The organism is Novosphingobium sp. ERW19 (genome assembly GCF_012641315.1).
GTDB lineage: Bacteria > Pseudomonadota > Alphaproteobacteria > Sphingomonadales > Sphingomonadaceae > Novosphingobium.
Genome location: NZ_JABAIC010000002.1, coordinates 107528 through 127072 on the forward strand (window position 1 = coordinate 107528; position 19545 = coordinate 127072).

16 protein-coding genes and 2 tRNA genes are annotated in these 19545 nt (G+C 63.2%); 8 read left to right on the forward strand and 10 right to left on the reverse strand.

Going from position 1 to position 19545, the window contains the following annotated elements; translation table 11 throughout:
- The first annotated feature begins 1 nt into the window (after position 1).
- From nuoL to HGI46_RS03895, 8 genes are read left to right on the forward strand one after another with little or no spacing between them, the layout of a single operon-like run.
- Positions 2-2050, forward strand: coding sequence for an NADH-quinone oxidoreductase subunit L (gene nuoL / locus HGI46_RS03860; protein WP_168903195.1), 2049 nt, complete (start codon positions 2-4; stop codon positions 2048-2050).
- Positions 2047-3594: an NADH-quinone oxidoreductase subunit M gene (locus HGI46_RS03865; protein WP_168903196.1), complete on the forward strand. Its 1548-nt coding sequence runs from the start codon at positions 2047-2049 to the stop codon at positions 3592-3594. Before nuoL ends, HGI46_RS03865 begins: the two co-directional genes overlap by 4 nt.
- Positions 3594-5057 (forward strand): NADH-quinone oxidoreductase subunit NuoN, encoded by a 1464-nt coding sequence (gene nuoN / locus HGI46_RS03870; RefSeq protein WP_168903197.1) that lies wholly within the window; start codon positions 3594-3596, stop codon positions 5055-5057. Before HGI46_RS03865 ends, nuoN begins: the two co-directional genes overlap by 1 nt.
- A gap of 4 nt (positions 5058-5061) precedes the next feature.
- Positions 5062-5793, forward strand: a complete 732-nt coding sequence (locus HGI46_RS03875) for a biotin--[acetyl-CoA-carboxylase] ligase (protein ID WP_168903198.1) — start codon at positions 5062-5064, stop codon at positions 5791-5793.
- Positions 5777-6562, forward strand: coding sequence for a type III pantothenate kinase (locus tag HGI46_RS03880; RefSeq protein WP_118074058.1), 786 nt, complete (start codon positions 5777-5779; stop codon positions 6560-6562). The genes HGI46_RS03875 and HGI46_RS03880 overlap by 17 nt, the downstream gene beginning before the upstream one ends.
- On the forward strand, positions 6559-8211 hold the full coding sequence (locus tag HGI46_RS03885; protein ID WP_168903199.1) for a ribonuclease J: 1653 nt from the start codon (positions 6559-6561) through the stop codon (positions 8209-8211). The genes HGI46_RS03880 and HGI46_RS03885 overlap by 4 nt, the downstream gene beginning before the upstream one ends.
- Before the next feature lie 4 nt (positions 8212-8215).
- Positions 8216-8488: a DUF1467 family protein gene (locus tag HGI46_RS03890; protein WP_118074056.1), complete on the forward strand. Its 273-nt coding sequence runs from the start codon at positions 8216-8218 to the stop codon at positions 8486-8488.
- A gap of 2 nt (positions 8489-8490) precedes the next feature.
- Positions 8491-9996 carry a glycosyltransferase family 39 protein gene (locus HGI46_RS03895; protein ID WP_168903200.1) on the forward strand — a complete coding sequence of 502 codons (1506 nt, stop codon included), beginning with the start codon at positions 8491-8493 and terminating at the stop codon, positions 9994-9996.
- 3 nt (positions 9997-9999) lie between these two features.
- On the opposite strand, the gene phoB is transcribed toward HGI46_RS03895, so the two are convergent.
- The 10 genes from phoB to recJ all read right to left on the reverse strand — a co-directional run bounded on the left by phoB (position 10000) and on the right by recJ (position 19504).
- Positions 10000-10689, reverse strand: coding sequence for a phosphate regulon transcriptional regulator PhoB (phoB, locus tag HGI46_RS03900; RefSeq protein ID WP_118074054.1), 690 nt, complete (start codon positions 10687-10689; stop codon positions 10000-10002).
- Between the two features lie 74 nt (positions 10690-10763).
- Positions 10764-11450: a phosphate signaling complex protein PhoU gene (phoU, locus tag HGI46_RS03905; protein WP_039331329.1), complete on the reverse strand. Its 687-nt coding sequence runs from the start codon at positions 11448-11450 to the stop codon at positions 10764-10766.
- Between the two features lie 9 nt (positions 11451-11459).
- Positions 11460-12206 carry a phosphate ABC transporter ATP-binding protein PstB gene (pstB, locus tag HGI46_RS03910; RefSeq protein ID WP_230487845.1) on the reverse strand — a complete coding sequence of 249 codons (747 nt, stop codon included), beginning with the start codon at positions 12204-12206 and terminating at the stop codon, positions 11460-11462.
- Between the two features lie 70 nt (positions 12207-12276).
- A complete protein-coding gene (pstA, locus tag HGI46_RS03915; protein ID WP_240946576.1) occupies positions 12277-13533 on the reverse strand; it encodes a phosphate ABC transporter permease PstA in 1257 nt (418 codons plus the stop codon).
- 7 nt (positions 13534-13540) lie between these two features.
- Positions 13541-14923 (reverse strand): phosphate ABC transporter permease subunit PstC, encoded by a 1383-nt coding sequence (pstC, locus tag HGI46_RS03920; RefSeq protein WP_168903202.1) that lies wholly within the window; start codon positions 14921-14923, stop codon positions 13541-13543.
- A 22-nt stretch (positions 14924-14945) separates the two neighbouring features.
- The gene (locus HGI46_RS03925; protein ID WP_118074051.1) at positions 14946-15992 is read right to left on the reverse strand and encodes a substrate-binding domain-containing protein; all 1047 of its coding nucleotides are present in this window, start codon (positions 15990-15992) and stop codon (positions 14946-14948) included.
- A gap of 83 nt (positions 15993-16075) precedes the next feature.
- Positions 16076-17260 carry an ATP-binding protein gene (locus HGI46_RS03930; protein WP_168903203.1) on the reverse strand — a complete coding sequence of 395 codons (1185 nt, stop codon included), beginning with the start codon at positions 17258-17260 and terminating at the stop codon, positions 16076-16078.
- Between the two features lie 172 nt (positions 17261-17432).
- Positions 17433-17507, reverse strand: a tRNA-Glu gene (locus tag HGI46_RS03935).
- A gap of 60 nt (positions 17508-17567) precedes the next feature.
- Positions 17568-17642, reverse strand: a tRNA-Glu gene (locus HGI46_RS03940).
- Positions 17643-17722: 80 nt separating this feature from the next.
- Positions 17723-19504, reverse strand: coding sequence for a single-stranded-DNA-specific exonuclease RecJ (gene recJ / locus HGI46_RS03945; protein WP_168903204.1), 1782 nt, complete (start codon positions 19502-19504; stop codon positions 17723-17725).
- Positions 19505-19545: the final 41 nt, after the last annotated feature.

Here is a 19545-nt window from a genome sequence, read left to right on the forward strand (position 1 = left end):
CATGTCTTCCATCCTGATCATCGTATTCCTGCCGCTTCTGGCAGCGATCATCGCAGGGCTCGGCAACAAGAGGCTGGGCGCGGTTCCGGCCAAGGTCGTGACCACCGGCGCGCTGTTCATTTCCTGCGCGCTGTCCTGGCCGATCTTCCTCTCGTTCCTGGGCGGGCATGCCGAGGCGAGCGTGACGCCAGTTCTGCACTGGGTAAAGTCGGGCGCGCTCGACTTCTCGTGGGCGCTGCGGGTCGACACGCTGACCGCGGTCATGCTGGTGGTCATCACCAGCGTCTCGGCGCTCGTCCACCTGTACTCGTGGGGCTACATGAGCGAGGAGCCGGATCAGCCGCGTTTCTTCGCATACCTGTCGCTGTTCACTTTCGCCATGCTCATGCTGGTGACCGCTGATAACCTCGTGCAGATGTTCTTCGGTTGGGAAGGCGTCGGCCTTGCCTCGTACCTGCTGATCGGCTTCTGGTTCCGCAAGCCCTCGGCCAACGCCGCTGCAATGAAGGCCTTCGTGGTGAACCGCGTGGGCGACCTTGGCTTCATGATGGGCATCTTCGGGACGTTCCTGGTGTTCGGCACCGTGTCGATCCCGGCGATCCTTGAAGCCGCTCCCGGCATGGCCGGTTCGACCATCGGCTTCCTGGGCCATCGCTTCGACACGATGACCGTGCTGTGTCTGCTGCTGTTCATCGGCGCGATGGGCAAGTCGGCGCAGCTTGGCCTGCACACCTGGCTGCCCGACGCGATGGAAGGCCCGACCCCGGTGTCGGCGCTGATCCACGCAGCGACGATGGTGACCGCAGGCGTGTTCATGGTCTGCCGCCTGTCGCCGATGTTCGAAGTCAGCCCGACGGCGCTGTCGTTCGTGACTTTCATCGGCGCGATGACCTGCATCTTTGCCGCAACCGTCGGCACGACGCAGACCGACATCAAGCGCGTGATCGCCTATTCGACCTGTTCGCAGCTGGGCTACATGTTCTTTGCGGCAGGCGTCTCGGCCTATGGCGCGGCGATGTTCCACCTGTTCACGCATGCCTTTTTCAAGGCGCTCCTGTTCCTCGGCGCAGGCTCGGTGATCCACGCCATGCATCACGAGCAGGACATGCGGTACTACGGCGGCCTGCGGAAGAGCATCCCGCTGACCTACTGGGCGATGATGATGGGCACGCTGGCGATCACCGGCGTCGGCATCGTCGACGTGTTCGGCTTCGCCGGGTTCTACTCGAAGGATGCGATCCTCGAGGCGGCCTATGGCAAGGGCACTGAACTTGGCCACTTCGCCTTCTTCCTCGGCATCTTCGCGGCACTGCTGACCAGCTTCTATTCGTGGCGTCTGGTTTTCCTGACCTTCTTCGGTAAACCGCGCTGGGAGCAGTCCGAGCATATCCAGCACGCGGTGCATGATGCACATGGCCATGACGATCATGCCCATGGTCACGACGACCACGCGCACGCCCATCATGATGACGAGCATAGCGACGGAACGGCGGGCTATCACCCGCACGAAAGCCCGCTGAACATGCTGGTTCCGTTGGGCGTGCTGTCGCTGGGTGCGATCTTCGCGGGGTACGTGTTCCACCACGCCTTCATCAGCGAAGGCACGGGCGAGTTTTGGAAGGGTTCTCTGGTCTTTGCCGAGCATACGCTCCACGCGATGCACGGCGTGCCGACCTGGGTGAAGTGGGCGCCGTTCGCGGTCATGGCTACTGGCCTGCTGATTGCTTGGTATGCTTACATCAAGAACACGAAGTTCCCGGCGGCGTTCGTCGACCAGTTCGGGTTCCTCTACAAGTTCCTGCTTAACAAGTGGTACTTCGACGAACTCTACCACTACGTCTTCGTCGTCCCCGCGATGTGGCTGGGCCGCGTGTTCTGGAAGGTTGTCGACCAGGGCGTGATCGACCGGTTCGGACCGAACGGTGCCGCATGGGTCGTGGCCCAGGGCAGCCGCGCCGCCGCCAAGCTCCAGTCGGGGTATCTCTATAGCTATGCGCTGGTCATGCTCGTCGGCCTTGTCGGCGCGATCAGCTGGGTGATCGCACAATGACCGGTTTTCCGATCCTCTCGCTGATGCTGCTGGTGCCGCTGGTTGCGGCAGTGGCCTGCCTTGTCGTGCCGCGCGAACAGGCGCGCTCCGTTGCGCTCGTCGCTACGCTGATCGACTTCGTGCTGGGGGTGATCCTCTGGGCGAATTTCGACATCGGCGGCGCGCAGTGGCAGTTCACGGAAAGTGCTGCGGTGTTCTCGGGCTTCTCGTGGAAGCTCGGCATCGATGGCATTGCGCTGCTGCTGATTGCGCTGACGGTGTTCCTGATGCCGATCTGCATCGGTGCCAGCTGGACCTCGATCGACAAGCGCCAAGGCGAATATTACGCGGCGTTCCTGCTGATGGAGACGCTGATGATCGGCGTCTTCGCAGCGCAGGACCTGTTCCTGTTCTACATCATGTTCGAAGCCGGCCTGATCCCGATGTACCTGATCATCGGCGTGTGGGGCGGTGCTGAACGCATCTACGCCAGCTACAAGTTCTTCCTCTACACGCTGCTCGGCTCGGTGCTGATGCTTATCGCGATGTTCTGGATGGTGAACGAGGCGGGCACGACCGACATCCCGACGCTGATGGCCTACAACTTCCCGGTTCAGGCGCAGACCTGGCTGTGGCTGGCCTTCTTCGCGAGCTTTGCGGTGAAGATGCCGATGTGGCCAGTTCACACCTGGCTGCCGGACGCCCACGTTCAGGCTCCGACCGGTGGTTCGGTGATCCTTGCCGGCGTGCTGCTGAAGATGGGTGGTTACGGCTTCATCCGCTTCTCGCTGCCGATGTTCCCCGAAGCCTCGGCGCAGTTCGCGCCGCTGATCTTCGGAATGTCGATGGCTGCGGTGGTCATCACCTCGCTGATCGCGCTGGTGCAGCACGACATGAAGAAGCTGATCGCCTATTCCTCGGTCGCCCATATGGCGATCGTGACGATCGGCCTGTTCGCGTTCAACCAGCAGGGTCTTGAAGGTTCGATGCTGATCATGCTGAGCCACGGCCTGGTCGCAGGCGCGCTGTTCCTCAGCGTCGGCGTGATCTATGACCGCCTGCACACGCGTGAAATCGCCCGTTACGGCGGTCTTTCGATCAACATGCCGTACTATGCAGTGTTCCTGCTGTTGTTCACGATGGCATCGATCGGTCTGCCGGGCACGAGTGGTTTCGTCGGCGAATTCCTGTCGCTGATGGGAGTCTACCAGATCTCGAGCTGGGTGGCGCTGATCTGCACCACCGGGATCATCCTCGGTGCGGCTTACATGCTCTACCTCTATCGCCGCATTGCCTATGGCGAACAGAAGAACGCCGATGCCGCCGCGATGCTCGATCTCGACAAGCGCGAATGGGCGATGATGGTGCCGCTGGCCGCCGTGGTGCTGTGGATGGGCGTGTACCCGGAAAGCTTCATCGCGCCGATGCGCAAGGACATTGCTGCGCTCGATGCGCGCCTCGCGCAGGCCAAGCCCAAGGGCGATGCGCAACCTACTGCTGGAAAGCCGATGGCTCCCGAACACGCTATGACTGAACATGCTGCCGCGCACGGGGAGGCACACTGATGGACTTCGCCCGTTCGCTCGCGCTCACTTCGTCCGAAATCCTGCTTTCGATCTCGGGCCTGGTGCTGCTGCTGATTGCCGCATGGGGCGGTGACAAGGCCTCGCGCCTGATCTCGATCCTTGCCGTTGCTGTCCTTACGGTTTGCGCGATCCTTACTGCGCCCGCGCTGTGGGGTCAGGCTATGGGGCCGGACGTGGCCGCGTTCGGTGGCCAGCATCGTGCGGATGCTTTCGCGGCATTCGGTAAGTTGCTGATCTACGCCAGCGCTGGCGTCACGCTGATCGTCGCGCAGTCGTTCTTCGACAAGTCGCGGGCGATGCGCGCCGAATTCCCGCTGCTGGTGCTGTTCGCCTCGCTCGGCATGGGCATGATGGTCTCGGCGGGCGACCTGCTGGCGCTTTACATCGGTCTCGAACTGAACAGCCTTGCGTCGTACGTCATGGCTTCGATGCTCCGCAATGACGAGCGTTCGGCGGAATCCGGCCTCAAGTACTTCGTGCTGGGTTCGCTGGCTTCGGGTATCCTGCTGTTCGGCATGAGCCTGACCTATGGCTTCACTGGTACGACGAGCTTTGCCGGGATCAATGCGGCGCTTTCGGGCGGTCTGTCGACCGGAGCAACTTTCGGCCTGATCTTTGTGCTGGCCGGCCTTGCCTTCAAGATCAGCGCCGCTCCGTTCCACATGTGGACGCCCGACGTCTATGAAGGTGCGCCGACCCCGGTGACGACCTTCTTTGCCACGGCCTCGAAGGTCTCGGCGCTCGGCTTGCTTATGCGCGTCAGCTTCGAGGCGTTCGGCAGCCAGCCGCATGCCTGGCAGCAGGTGGTGATCTTTGCTTCGCTGCTTTCGATTGTGATCGGTGCGCTGGGGGCGATCGGCCAGAACAACATCAAGCGCCTGATGGCCTATTCGTCGATCAACAACGTCGGCTTCATCCTGATCGGTCTCGCCACGGCGACACGTGCAGGTGCGTCGGCGATGCTGGTATACATCGCGATCTATGTTGCCATGTCAGTGGCAGGCTTCGTTGCCGTCCTGCTGCTGCGTGACGAGAATGGCGAGCAGGTCGAGGCGATCTCGGACCTTGCGGGCCTTTCCAAGACCCGCCCGTGGATTGCTCTGGCGATGGCATCGGTGATGTTCAGCCTGGCTGGCATCCCGCCGCTGTTCGGCTTCTGGGGCAAGTTCGTGGTGTTTCAGGCAGCCGTGCAGGCCGACATGATCGTGCTTGCCGCGATCGGTATTGCAGCTTCGGTTATCGGTGCGTTCTACTACCTCAAGGTCGTCAAGGTCATGTACTTCGACGAACCGGCCGACGTGGTGAAGGGGGCGGGCGAGACTTCGCACACCGTGCTTCTGGTGCTTTCCAGCCTTGCAATCTCGCCGCTGGGCTACCTTGGCACCAAGTGCCTCGGCACTCTGGCGAACTACGCTGCCGCAGCGCTTTTCCCGGTCGGCTGATCACTTGATAGAGACTGTCGCCGAAATTCCCTCGACCAATGGTGCGCTACTTGCGCGCCTTGGCGGGGGAGAGGCCTTGGCCGAGGGTGACTGGCTGATTGCTGATCGGCAGAGCGCCGGACGTGGGCGAGCAGGGCGTGCATGGAGCGACGGCCTCGGCAACTTCATGGGGTCGACCGTCGTCAATCTGCGCGGTTCCGATGCCCTGCCGCAGACGCTGGCGCTGGTTGCTGGGCTGGCTGTGCACGAGACGGTTGGTGCCGTCGCCCCGGCATTGGCCGATCTCTATCTGAAGTGGCCGAACGACCTGCTTGTCGGTGAGGCCAAGTTGGCGGGCATCCTGCTCGAGCGCCAGCGCGATGCCGTGGTTATCGGTATCGGCGTGAACCTCGCGCGAGCACCGCAAGTGCCTGACCGTACCACAGTTTCGCTGCGCGATCTGGGCATCGACATCTCCCGCGACCAGTTTGCCGCTGATCTTGCGGCCCGGCTGCGCGATGCGATCGACCGGTGGCACTTTGGCGAATGGCCGCTGTTGCGCCAGCAGTGGATTTCCCGAGCCTTGCCCACAGGGACGCTTGTCTCGGTCAAGGATAGCGACCACGGCACAATCATGGGGGCTTTTGCCGGGATCGATGACGACGGTGTTGCCCTTCTTCGCTTGGCTGACGGGGCCGTCCGTGCCATCCACGCGGGCGACATAGATATGGTGGGTTCCCATGCTTCTGGCGGTTGACGTCGGCAATACCAATATCGTCTTCGCACTGTTCGAAGGCCGCGAGATCAAGTCGCGCTGGCGCGTGGCGACCGATCCGCGCCGAACGGCGGATGAGTACGCGGTGTGGCTGCTGCAACTCATGCAGTTGCAAGGCTTTGACCGGAATGCGGTGAGCAAGATCATCATCTCGACTGTGGTGCCGCGCGCGCAGCACAACCTTGAGGTGCTCTCGCAGAAGTATTTCGGGCTTGATCCGCTGATCGCCGGACAGGCGCCGGTGGAGTGGGGTTTCGAGGCGGACGTTGATGAACCACGCTCGCTGGGGGCGGATCGCGCAGTCAACACTGTCGCGGCACATGCGAAGTATGCCGGGGACCTGATCGTGGTCGATTTCGGCACGGCCACGACCTTCGACGTGGTAGACTTCAACGGCGCCTACAAGGGCGGGATCATCGCGCCGGGGATCAACCTGTCGCTCGACGCGCTGGTCACGGCGGCGGCAAAACTGCCGCGCATCGCAATCGCGCCACCGCAGGGCAATGACCGCCGGGTCATCGGTCGCAATACCGAAGACCAGATGCAGATCGGCGTGTTCTGGGGCTATGTCGCGATGATGGAAGGCCTGATCGCGCGACTGCGATCCGAGATCGGTCGCCCTGCCCGGATCATCGCGACGGGCGGCCTTGCCGTGCTGTTCGATGAGCATACCGAGATTTTCGATCACGTTGACACCGACCTTACGCTCGATGGCCTCGCGATCCTTGCTGAAAGAGTGCCTGTTTCGTGAAGCCTGCCAAGGAACTCCTTTTCCTCGCGCTCGGCGGATCGGGCGAGATCGGGATGAACGTCAACCTCTATTGCTGTGACGGCAAGTGGCTGATGGTCGACCTCGGCATGACTTTCGCCGACCCCTATTATCCCGGGATCGATCTGGTATTTGCCGACCTCGATTTCATCGAGCAGCGGCTCGATGACCTGGTGGGTATCGTGCTGACGCACGCGCACGAAGACCATATTGGCGCCGTGCCGTACTTTGCGCAGGACCTCGGCGTGCCGCTTTATGCGACGCCTTTCACGGCCAAGCTGGTCCATGAGAAGCTGGTCGAAGCTGGGATCGATGACGAGGTCGAACTCAACGTCATCGACCATCTCGACAGGTTCGAACTCGGCCCCTTTGGCGTTCGCTACGTGCCGCTGGCGCACTCGATTGCTGAAGGCAATGCGCTGCTGATCGACACGCCGCACGGCCGTATCTTCCATACCGGCGACTGGAAGCTGGACGACGAGCCGCGCATCGGTACTCCGGCGACCGAAGAAGAGTTGACCGCCATCGGTGATGAGGGCGTTCTGGCGCTGGTCTGCGATTCCACTAACGTGTTCAATCCCAAGCCATCCGGTTCGGAAGGTGAAGTGCGGGCAGGGCTGCTCGAAGCCGTTGGTGCGCAGAAGGGGCGCCGTGTTGTCGTAACCACCTTCGCTTCCAACGTGGCGCGTCTGCAGACGCTGGGCGAAGTGGCGGAAGCGACCAATCGCAAGCTGTGCGTTGCAGGGCGGTCGCTCGATCGGATCATCCGCGTCGCGCAGTCCTGCGGTTATCTCAAGAACTTCCCTGACCTCGTCCACATGGATGATGCCATGGACGTGCCGCGCGGCGAACTGCTGGTGCTGGCGACTGGAGGACAGGGTGAGCCGCGCGCTGCTCTGGCACGCATTGCCGGCGATCAGCATCCGGTGCGGCTCGAGAAGGGCGACGTGGTGCTATTCTCCAGCCGGCAGATTCCAGGAAACGAACTCGCCATCGGGCGCATCCAGAATGCTCTGGTGGAGAAAGGCGTGCGGATCGTGACCGACAGGCAGTCGATGATTCATGTCTCCGGCCACCCTGGTCGCCCCGAACTGGTGGCGCTGTATGACTGGATCCGGCCCGAGATCCTGGTGCCCGTCCATGGCGAGATTCGCCACATGGCCGAGCAGGCGCAGCTTGGGCTGGATGAAGGGATTCCCAAAACGATCCTGCAGAAGAATGGCGATCTGATCCGGCTTGCACCGGATGGTCCAAAGAAACTGTCTGAAGAACGCTCCGGGCGGCTGGTGCTTGACGGCGACATTATCGCTCCCGCCGATGGCGAGGGCGTAGTCGCGCGGCGCAAGCTTTCGCAGAACGGACTGATAACTGCGGCACTTGCGGTGCGGCACGATGGGCAACTGGTTTCGGACGTGGAGATTGCCTCGATCGGCATCCCGCTGGACGAAGACATGGAAGCCTTCGTGGCCGAGGCCAAGGTCGAGGCGGCGCAGGCTGTGCGCAATCTCAAGGGCGATCGCAAGCGTGATCGAGTGGCCGTGGCGGAGACCGTGAGGCTGGCGGTGCGCCGCACCGGACAACGCTGGTCGGGCAAGAAGCCGGTCGTGCAAGTGCTCCTGCGGGAAAGCTGATGCCATGAAGATCACGTCGATCATTGCGATTTACGGCCTGTTCTGGGTCATGGCGGCGTTCATCGTCCTGCCCTTCGGCGTGCGCACGCATGACGAGCTCGGGCAGGAGAAGGTGCTCGGCCAGGCTGACAGCGCGCCCGGCAACTTCGATCCGCGCAAGATTGCGATCCGCGCGACGATCCTTTCGGCGGTGATGTTCGCGTTCTTCTACGCCAACTATTTCAATGGCTGGATCACCGTGGCCGACCTCGATTTGACGACATATTTCCCGCACTGACTGTGGCTGGGGGGGCTGGCACGAGTGGGGAGATAAGGCAGCGTCGGATCGACCCGGCGCTGGCGTGGTTGCTCGTCCTCGCGCTTGGCTTCCGCATTCCGATCTCGCTGTTCACCGTCTATCACCACGCTGACGAGATCTGGCAATATATCGAGCCGGCTTACGGCCTGATCACCGGCGACTGGATCCGTACATGGGATATCCGGCTGGGTATTCGCAGCTGGTTGATCCCGCTGGTCATGGTCGGGCCGGTCTGGCTCGGCCATGCGCTCGATCCCGCGGGCGAATTGCATCTGGTGCTGCCGCGCCTGTGCATGGCGCTTGCATCGCTGGGAACGGTCTGGGCCGGGTGGTCGCTCGGCCTACGGATCAGCCGGAAACATGCGATAACCGCTGCGTTCGTTGCCGCAGTCTGGGTGGACTTCGCTTACTTTGCCTCGCGCACGTCTAGCGATACCTTTTCCGTTCTCGCCATCCTTCCCGGTCTCGCCATGCTGGTGCGCTTTCGTGACCAAGGCAATCGCCGCGACGCGCTGATCGGCGGGTTCCTCCTGGGTCTTGGCTTCATTACGCGGTTTCCGCTTGGCCCGGCCTTGGTAATCCCGTTCCTTTGGACCGGCCGGACTGATTTCCGTCGCGCCTGGCCACCGCTTGTGCTCGGCGCGGCAGGAGGCATCTTGTGCGATGCCTTGGCCAACCTCGCGATGGGCGAAATTCCACTGGTGTGGATCTACAACAACGTCTTTGCCAACGTGGTGGCCAATCGCAGCCATGCCTACGGCGTAGAGGCACCGGAGTGGTATCTTCAGGTGCTGATCTGGCAGTGGCAGTGGATTGCGGTGCTGCTCGTGCCGTCTGCGCTGCTGGGATTGAAGCGATATCCGATGCTTGGCGCGACGGCGATTGCCGTGATCGCAATACACTCGGCGATTGGCCACAAGGAGTATCGCTTCATTTTGCTTGCGGTTCTCTTGATCGTGCTGTTGTCGGCGATCGGCTCGGTGGATCTGGCACGGCTGATCGCAACCTGGCGCAAGCGGGAGCTTGGCCGGATGGGCGTTGGTCTCATGCTCGGCCTGTGGCTGGCGGCATCGGTTCAAGTGTCCGCGACCGAGCCTTTCGTCATCAATTGGGGCGTTGGCAAGGCACCGCTCCGGGCGATGCGGACCGTGCGCGGCCAGCCGAACTTCTGCGGCCTTGCGACCTATCGCATCCGTGACGTCCCGTTCGTGTCGCGCGCGGTCCTCAACCGCAAGGGGCAGACGCTCCTGATCGAGGGTCGACAAGCGCCTCGTATCGCGGAGCAGGCGCAGGCGCGCTATAACGTCGCTGTGGCGCCGGCAGAGCACATGGGCGAGCTGCCCCCGGCCTATCGCTTCGTCGGCTGCATGTCTCCGAAGAAGCCGCTGTTCGAGCAGCAGTATTGCGTGTTCAGGCGGGAAGGGCCGTGTACCGAACCGGCGGGCGATCTCGATTACAACGCCGTGCTGATCCGCATAGACAAGTAGCGATCAGACGCCTTCCAGCGCATATCCTGCCGAGCGTACGGTGCGGACCGGATCGGCGGCACCGGGGATGGCGATGGCCTGACGCAAGCGGCGGATGTGAACGTCCACCGTGCGCAGTTCGATGTCGCTGCCGCTGCCCCATACCGCGTCGAGCAACTGCCCGCGCGAGAACACGCGACCGGGATGTTCCATGAAGTGCTTCAGAAGGCGAAACTCGGTCGGACCGACCTTCATCGGCATGCCGCGACGCATCACGCGGTGAGCGGTCGGGTCAAGCGACAGGTCGCCGACAGTGATCGTCTCGCCGGCAAGGGCCGGGCGTACGCGGCGCAGTACCGCTCCGACGCGCGCGATCAGTTCGCGCGGGGAGAAGGGCTTGGTGACGTAATCGTCCGCGCCGATCTCCAGCCCCCGAATGCGGTCGTCCTCGTCCGAACGGGCGGTGAGCATGATGATCGGAACGTGCGCCGTTTCCTTGTTGCGACGCAGGCGACGGCAAACTTCGATTCCGCTGGTGCCACCGATCATCCAATCGAGCAGCACGAGGTCGGGCGCATCTTCGGCGGCAAGGAGCAAGGCCTCGTCGCCATCGTCGGTGGTGCGCACATCGTAGCCTTCGCCGCGGAACCGGTATTCGACCAGTTCGGCGAGGGCGGTGTCATCTTCAACCAGCAGCAACTTCGGAGCAGGCACGCAAACCTCCTTGACGGTCAGTTTGCCAAGACACGACCAATGTTACCGCCTTGTGACGAAACCCGAAAAGGGATTCACGCTGGCGGCAGCACTTCCTCACGGTCCGGCAGGTTCATGCCCGTTGCGGCATAGTAGACCATTTCGGCGATATTGGTGGCATGGTCGCCAATGCGCTCGATATTGCGTGCGACGAACAGGAGCTGTGCGGCGCTGCTGATCGTGGCGGGGTTCTCGACCATGAACGAGACGAGGTTGCGGAAGATCGAATCGTAGAACGCATCGACCTTGGCATCACGCTGGACGATCTCCGCCGCGGCAACCGGATCACGCGCGGCGAACGCTGTCAGCACATCGTGGACCATTTCGGCCGCGAGGTCGTTCATGGCCGGGATCAGCGTCAGCGGCTCGAAGCGCTTGCGCCCTTCGATGATGCCGACGCGCTTGGCGATGTTCTTGGCGTAATCGCCGATGCGTTCGATCACGCCGGCGATCTTGAGTGCGGCGATCACTTCGCGCAGGTCGTCGGCCATCGGCGCGCGCAGGGCGAGGACGCGGATTGCAAGTTTGTCCACCTCGGCCTCGAGTTGGTCGATGCGCTTGTCACGCGCAATTACGCCGGCGGCGAGGTCATGGTCGCCACGCAGCAGCGCATCCATGGCTTCTGACACGGACAATTCAGCGAGTCCGCCCATTTCCGCGACCAAGCCGCGCAGCCGGGTGATGTCCTCGTCGAATGCCTTGACGGTATGTTCGGCCACCATGTCTTCCCCTTACCCGTAACGCCCGGTGATATAGTCCTTCGTCCGTTCCTCGCGCGGATTGGTGAAGATATCCGAAGTCTTGCCGTATTCGACGATCTTGCCAAGGTGGAAGAACGCCGTACGCTGCGATACGCGCGCGGCCTGCTGCATCGAGTGGGTGACGATGACGATGGCGTAGCGGCCACGCAGTTCGTCGATCAGTTCCTCGATGCGCGCCGTGGCGATGGGGTCAAGCGCCGAGCAGGGTTCGTCCATCAGGATCACTTCGGGGTCCACCGCAATTGCGCGGGCGATGCACAGGCGCTGCTGCTGGCCACCGGAAAGCGCGGTGCCGCTGTCGTTCAGGCGATCCTTGACCTCGTCCCACAGGCCGGCCCGGCGCAGCGACTGCTCGACGATTTCGTCAAGTTCCGCCTTGCTGCCGGTGATGCCGTGGATCTTCGGGCCGTAGGCGATGTTCTCGTAGATCGACTTGGGGAAGGGGTTCGGCTTCTGGAACACCATGCCGACGCGCGCGCGGAGCTGCACCACGTCCATTCCCGACTTGTAGATGTCCTCGCCGTCGAGCAGGATGTCGCCTTCGACCCGCGCGCTGGCGATAGTGTCGTTCATCCGGTTGAGCGTGCGCAGGAAGGTTGATTTGCCGCAGCCCGAGGGGCCGATGAACGCGGTGACATAGCGCTGCGGGATCTCGATCGAGACGTCGTCAATCGCGCGCTTTTCGCCGTAGAACACCGAGACGTTCTTCGCGCTCATCTTCGAAGGTGCGTCGAAGTAAGGCTTGTCGTCCTGCTTCACTGCAGTCTGGATCGCTTCAGCGTTCATTTTACCACCGCTTTTCGAAACGGTTGCGCAGGTAGATCGCAAGGCCGTTCATAAGGAGAAGGAAGACGAGCAGGACGACGATCGCGGCGCTGGTGCGCTCGACGAAGCCACGGTCAATCTCGTCGGACCACAGGAAGATCTGCACCGGCAGCACCGAAGACGGCGCGGTGAAACCCGAGGGCGGGCTGGCCACGAATGCGCGCATGCCGATCATCAGCAGTGGGGCGGTTTCGCCCAGCGCGCGGGCCATGCCGATGATCGTGCCGGTGAGGATGCCGGGCAGGGCAAGCGGCAGGACGTGGTTGAACACCACCTGCACCTTGCTCGCGCCGATCGCGAGCGCGGCATCACGGATAGAGGGCGGGACGGCCTTGATCGCGTTGCGACCCGAGATGACGATAACCGGCATGGTCATCAGCGCCAGCGTCATGCCGCCGATCAGCGGAGCCGAGCGATAGTGCGGGAACAGGGCGAGGAACACGGCGAGGCCAAGCAGACCGAATATGATCGAGGGCACGGCAGCGAGGTTGTTGATCGAAATCTCGATCCACTCTGTCCAACGGTTCTTCGGTGCATATTCTTCAAGATAAAGCGCCGAAAGCACGCCGACCGGGAAGGCCAGGATCAGCGTGATGAACATCGTCAGGATCGAGCCCTTGAGGGCGCCCCAGATGCCCACCGATTGCGGGCTTGTGGCATCCGACCGGCTGAGGAATCCCTTGTCGAACGTGCGGACCAGTTTGCCTTCCGATACGAGCCTCTTCGCAAGCTGCTGCATGGCCGGCTCGCCTTCGCCACGCTGTGCTGCGGCAACGTCATCGCTGGCTGGAAGCGAGGCGCTGTAGGTGCCACCCAGCAAAGAGGGGTCCTCGACAATGGCAGTGGCCACTTCGCGCCAGGCTCCTTGTCCGACAAGGTCATCGGCTTCGGGGCCGAGCGCCGCCTTCGCTGCGCCCTCGACCACCTTTTCGAGTCCGGCAAGTTCGAGGCCGCCCATGGGATCAGGCTGGGCAAGGCGCTTGGCATCGATCTGCATCGCGCCGGCTAGCGGAACGTCAAAGCGCACCTCGCTGCGCTGGAAACCGGCAATGCCGGCAGAGCTCATGTTGATCAACAGGAATGCCAGCATCAGCGCCGAAAAGGCGACTGCGGCAAACCCGAGCCAGCGGAAGCGCCTGTCAGCGGCGCGGCGGCGCGCCAGCCCCTTGTCCATCAGCGCCCGCCTGCGCGCCTGCACGTCAGAAGTGGTCTCGGTCATTGCAGGCTCACTCATAGGCTTCGCGGTAGCGCTTCACCACGCGCAGTGCGATGAAGTTCAGCGTCAGGGTGACAAGGAACAGGACCATGCCAAGCGCGAACGCGGAAAGCGTTGCGGGATGGTCGAAGCTGCCTTCGCCGGTCAGCATGGCGACGATCTGGAACGTCACCGTGGTCATGCTTTCGAACGGGTTGGCGGTCAGGTTGGCCGAGGCGCCTGCGGCCATGACAACGATCATCGTCTCGCCAATGGCGCGGCTGACCGCGAGCATCACACCTGCGACGATGCCGGGCAGGGCGGCCGGGATCAGCACCTTGCGGATCGTTTCCGAAGTCGTCGCGCCCATTGCAAGGCTGCCGTCGCGCATCGCCTGCGGCACGGCGGCGATGGAGTCATCCGCCATCGAGGAGACGAAGGGGATGATCATCACGCCCATGACGAGGCCTGCCGCCACCGCGCTTTCGGTCGATGCGCTGGATATGCCGATGGCCTGCGCGGCGTCGCGCACCATCGGAGCAACGGTGAGTGCCGCGAAATAGCCGTAGACCACCGTCGGCACGCCCGCGAGGATCTCGAGCAGGGGCTTCAGCACCTTGCGCACGCCATTGCTTGCATATTGCGTGAGGAAGATCGCGCTCATCAAGCCGAGCGGGATAGCGACGATCATGGCGATGATCGCGCCGATGTAGATCGTGCCCCAGAACAGCGGAATCGCGCCGTAGTCGGCTCCATCCGGCGTGCCCGAGCTCATCGGGTCTGGCGACCAGTGCGTGCCGAACAGGAAGTCCAGCGGCGAGACCATGCCGAAGAAGCGCACGGTCTCGAACACGAGGCTGACGATAATGCCGATCGTGGTGAGGATCGCCACCAGCGAGGCGATCAGCAGCAAGCCCATGACCGCGCGTTCGACACGGGTGCGGGCGGTGAAATCGGGCTTGAGGCGCAGGAAGGCAAAGGCGCCGCCAGCAAACGCGACGAGGATCGTGACGACCAGGCCGATCGAATCATAAAACGTGATGGCTTCGCGGTATGGTGCGATGAGGCCCTGCGCTTCTTCATTGAAGACGCCGAAGGCCCGCCCTTCGGCAACGGCGCGGGCTTCAGCCAGCATCGTCTCGCGCTCGAAGCCGAAGCCCGGCAGCAGTGATGCAGCAGGGTCGGCCATGACCTGGCTGGTGATCAGCATCGGGCTGATCGCGTTCCACAGCACAGCGAAGAGCAGGGCTGGGACGCCGATCCAAAGGGCGACGTACCAGCCGTGAAAGTTGGGCAAGGAATGTAGGCGGACGCCGGGCGCAGACTTGCGGAACGCCCAGGCGCGGGAGCGTGCCGCCAGCCAACCGAACAGGCTCAGCCCGAAGGCGAGCAAAAGCAGGATGGATGGCGACATGACCCCCGACTTACTCCAATTCTTACTTCAGCTGCGAACCATCAAGAACGGGAAGGTCGTTAACAGCCTTCGCGCTCCCCGCAAGCACATCGTCAGGTGCAACCACCATGCCGAGCTTGGCAAGTGCGCCATCCTTGCCCCAAAGCTTTGACCATTCGGTGACAAAGCCCTGCAGGCCAGGAATTGCCTTGAGGTGTGCCTTCTTGACGTAGATGTAGAGCGGACGCGCACCCGGATAACTGAAATCCGAGATCGTGGCATAGGTCGGCTCGACCCCCTTCATCGTCAGGCCCTTGATGCGGCCCTTGTTCTCTTCGAGATAGGAATAGCCGAAGATGCCGATGGCCTTCGGGTTCGCCTCGATCTTCTGGACGATCAGGTTGTCGTTCTCGCCCGCGTCGACATAGGCGCCATCGTCACGCACTTCGCTGCAGACCTTGTCGTGCTTTTCCTTGTCGCTGTCCTTGAGCGCCTTCATTTCGGCGTTCTCGTCGCAGCCCTTGGTCAGGATCAGTTCCTTGAGCGCGTCGCGCGTGCCGGAAGTCGACGGCGGGCCGTAGACGAGGATTGGCTCGTTAGGGAGCGACGGATTGACGTCCTTCCACGTCTTGGCGGTGTTGGGCTTGCCATAGGGGTTCTTGGCGAGCGCCTTGTAGACGTCTTCCGGAGTCAGCGCGATGCCGGGGCCGCCCTGCGCCTCGGCGAAGGCCACGCCGTCGAGACCAACCTGGATCTCGACGATGTCCTTGACGCCGTTCTTCTGGCAGTCCTCGAACTCGGACTTCTTCATGCGGCGCGAGGCGTTCTCGATGTCGGGGTGCTGGGCGCCGACGCCGGCGCAGAACAGCTTCATGCCCGCGCCCGTGCCGGTCGATTCGATGATCGGCGACTTCAGCGACGGATCGGACTTGGCGAGCGATTCGGCGACGGCCTTCGCAAAGGGGTAGACGGTGGACGAGCCGACCGCGCGAACCTGGTCGCGGGTGGCCGCTTCCTGGCTGCCGCAACCGGCAAGAGCAAGTGCGCCGAGAGCGGCGGCGGAAAGCGAAATGGTGCGAATCATCGACATTTGTCCTGAGCCTTCATCCGTGTTGGCAAGGGCCCAATGCGACGGTTCCGTGACAGGTTTATGACAAGGTCGGAAACGCGCGGTCAATCTGCAGAAACATTCGCCGCTGGCGCAAGCGGGATGCGCACCGTGACGGTCGTGCCGACGCCCAGGGTCGATGCTATATCCAGCTTGCCGCGATGGCGTTCGACAATGTGCTTGACGATGGCGAGGCCGAGGCCGGTGCCCCCTGCCGCCCGGCTGCGGCCGGGATCGGTGCGATAGAAGCGGCGAGTCAGGTAGGGCAGATGATCGGGGTGGATGCCTTCGCCGCTGTCGGTCACGACGAGTTCGGCCTCGCTGCCATGGACGGCAAGATCAACACTGACCGGCTGCGCCGGGTCGCCATATTTCAGGGCGTTGTCGATCAGGTTGCGGACAAGCTGATCGAGTTGCTGACGATCGCCAAGGACCACACCTTCGTCGGCACGCACCACGACACGGCCTTCGCCGATGGTCATGGCCGTTTCGCTGGCGATGCTGCCGACCATCTGGCCCAGATCGATGCGGTCGCGCGGAAGTTCGTGCTTTTCGGCTTCGATTCGCGAGAGCGACATCAAATCTTCGACGAGGCTCTGCAGTCGGCGAGCTTCGCGCAGCACGGTCGCGTGGAATCTGGCGGCCGTCGCTTCGTCCACCTTCGCGTCCGGGTCGGCCAGTGTTTCGATGTAACCGATGATCGAGGCGAGCGGCGTGCGCAGCTCGTGGCTGGCGTTCGCGACGAAATCGGTGTGCGAGCGGCTGATGTCCGCTTCGGCAGTGCGGTTGACCATCTCGATCAGCGAGAACCGCTCGTCGATCGGCACGCGGCTGACCTGCCAGATCGAACGTGCGCCGGTCAGCCCCCGAACCAGAGCTCGCCCTTGTGGCTTCTTGAGCAGGTCGATGGCCTCGGGGTGGCGTAGCGCGACGCGCGCGTCCTGCCCGACGATGTGTGCGCCCAGTTCCTCGCGCGCGGCGGCATTGGCGGCTGCAATGCGCTGTCCATCAAGCATGAGGACGGGAAGGCCGAAGGGCTCGACCAGTTCCACCATGGCCTGGCGTGACACGCTACCATCGTCGCGGTCGAGCGTTTCGACCACGGGCTCGGGGCGCGCCAGCCACAGTGTTGCCAGCCAGACGACCAGCACGGCGAGCGACATCCAGAAGCCTGCCCCGCCCAGAAACATGACGACGCTCGCGCACAGGGCGACGAAAATGCTGGGAAGTGGCAGCGACAAACCCTTCATCGAATCATGCCGTGTGGATTGTTGTTGCCCGCGAATCGCCGATCCATGCGTCGGCTTCGTTGCAGCGCGGATAGGCGAGAGCAGGCAGGGCGCGCAAGCGCGGGGCGTGGTAAGTCACAATTGGTATGTGAGATGTGCCTGCTGATGAACTTCAAAATTCCACCACAAACGGTGGTGACCCCTACGGGAATCGAACCCGTGTTTCAGCCGTGAGAGGGCCGCGTCCTGACCGCTAGACGAAGGGGCCATTCCGCTGGAAGGCCTTTGCGTTGCGCCGCCGCTTCACCTCCCGAAGGAGGGAAGCAAGTGGTGACCCCTACGGGAATCGAACCCGTGTTTCAGCCGTGAAAGGGCCGCGTCCTGACCGCTAGACGAAGGGGCCACTGGGCTTGCGCCGCTGGGCAGGTCCGCGCCTCTAAGGGGAGGATGGCGGGGCGTCAAGCGGCGAATTGCAGAAAAATTTCAGTCGGCGAATGCGGCGTCCTCCACATGGAGTTCTGCAGCGGGGCGGCTGCCCCAGTCGTCGATCTTTGCACGCCCGGCCAGCCAGAACTGTCGGCCCCGCGAACCGTGCAGCAATGCCTGGCCCATTTCGCTCTGCGCGGCGCGAAATGCGATCGCCTTGAACGAGTGGCCATCCGCGCCTGCCGCCACCATGCGCACATGATCGGTGCCGACCAGATCGCATTTCACAAGCCTTACGGGACCAACGGCGACACGCGGGCCGGGCCAGCCTATTCCGAAGGGGCCAGCAGCGTCGAGCGTTTCGACCAGCGAGGGACGCAAGCCGCCGGGCGCCAGCGACAGGTCCAGCAGCAACGATTGCGCGCCTCGCGCCCCCGTCACGTCGCGCGCGAGTCGCTCGTCCAGCCAGTCCGCCAGCGCATTGAGCCGCGCCGGATCGATCGTCAGCCCGCAAGCCATGGCATGGCCGCCGCCTGCGACGAGCAGCCCGGCCTCGCGCGCTGCTATCACTGCAGCGCCCAGGTCGACCCCGGCGATAGATCGGCCCGAGCCTTTGCCCATGCCTGCCTCGTCTGCATCGAGAGCGATCACCAGCGAAGGCTTGCCGGTCTTTTCCTTGATTCGCCCCGCCACGATGCCGATGACGCCCGGATGCCAGCCGCGCCCGGCCAGAACCATGACGGCACGGTTATGCTGCGCCGCGATCTGTGCCTCGGCCGCTTGCTGCACTTCCTGTTCGATCGCGCGCCGTTCATCGTTGAGCCGGGACAACTGCGCCGCAATCTCCCGAGCCTCATCGGGGTCCTGGGTGGTCAGCAGGCGCACGCCAAGCGTGGCTTCACCCACGCGGCCGCCTGCGTTGATTCGCGGGCCCAGCGCAAAGCCGAGGTCGCTGCATGTCGGCGCGCGCGACAGGCGGCTGGCGTCGATCAGTGCGGAAAGGCCGATGTTCTCCCGGCGAGCCATGATCTTGAGACCTTGCGATACCAGCGCGCGGTTGAGGCCCTTGAGTTGAGCCACGTCTGCAACGGTGCCGAGTGCCACAAGGTCGAGCAGGCCCATGAGGTCTGGCGCCTTGCGGCTTTCGAAGTAGCCGCGCCCCCGCAGCTCGCGGACCAGGGCCACGGCCAGGAGAAAGGCCACGCCTACGGCAGCGAGATGGCCATGGGCAGCAGCCTCGTCGCATTCGTCGAGGCGATTCGGGTTCACCAGCGCAGCAGCGCGCGGCAGCTCAGGCGAGCATTTGTGGTGGTCGACAACGATGACGTCGACCCCGGCCTGCGCTGCCGCATCAAGCGCTTCATGCGCCATTGCCCCGCAATCGACGGTAACGATCAGCTGGCTGCCCTGCTGGGCGAGGCGGACGAGCGCTTCGCCTGAGGGGCCATAGCCTTCGAGCAGCCGGTCCGGGATATAGTGGCCGGCGCTAACACCGAGATCGCGCAGGAGCAGGATCAGCAGTGCTGCGCTTGTTGCGCCGTCTACGTCGTAGTCCCCGTAGATCGTGATCTTCTCATTGCGCAGGATGGCGTCGGCCAAGCGCCGCGCAGCTTCGTCCATGTCCCGAAACAGCGAAGGGTCGGGCAGGAAATCACGCAGGGTAGGGCGGCGATGACGTTCGAGATCGTCGGGGGAGACACCACGCGAAAGCAGCAATTGCGTGACAATGGCCTCGTCGCCGTCTCGGCCACTGCCGCTCTGCCCGAAATCCATGTTGCCGCCGCGCCAGCGCCAAGCCTGGCCCGAAAGGGATCGTGTAATCGCAGTGACTGGAATCATCCGTTTGCGCTATACCATGGCGCTCTCTGCGGAAAGGGGAA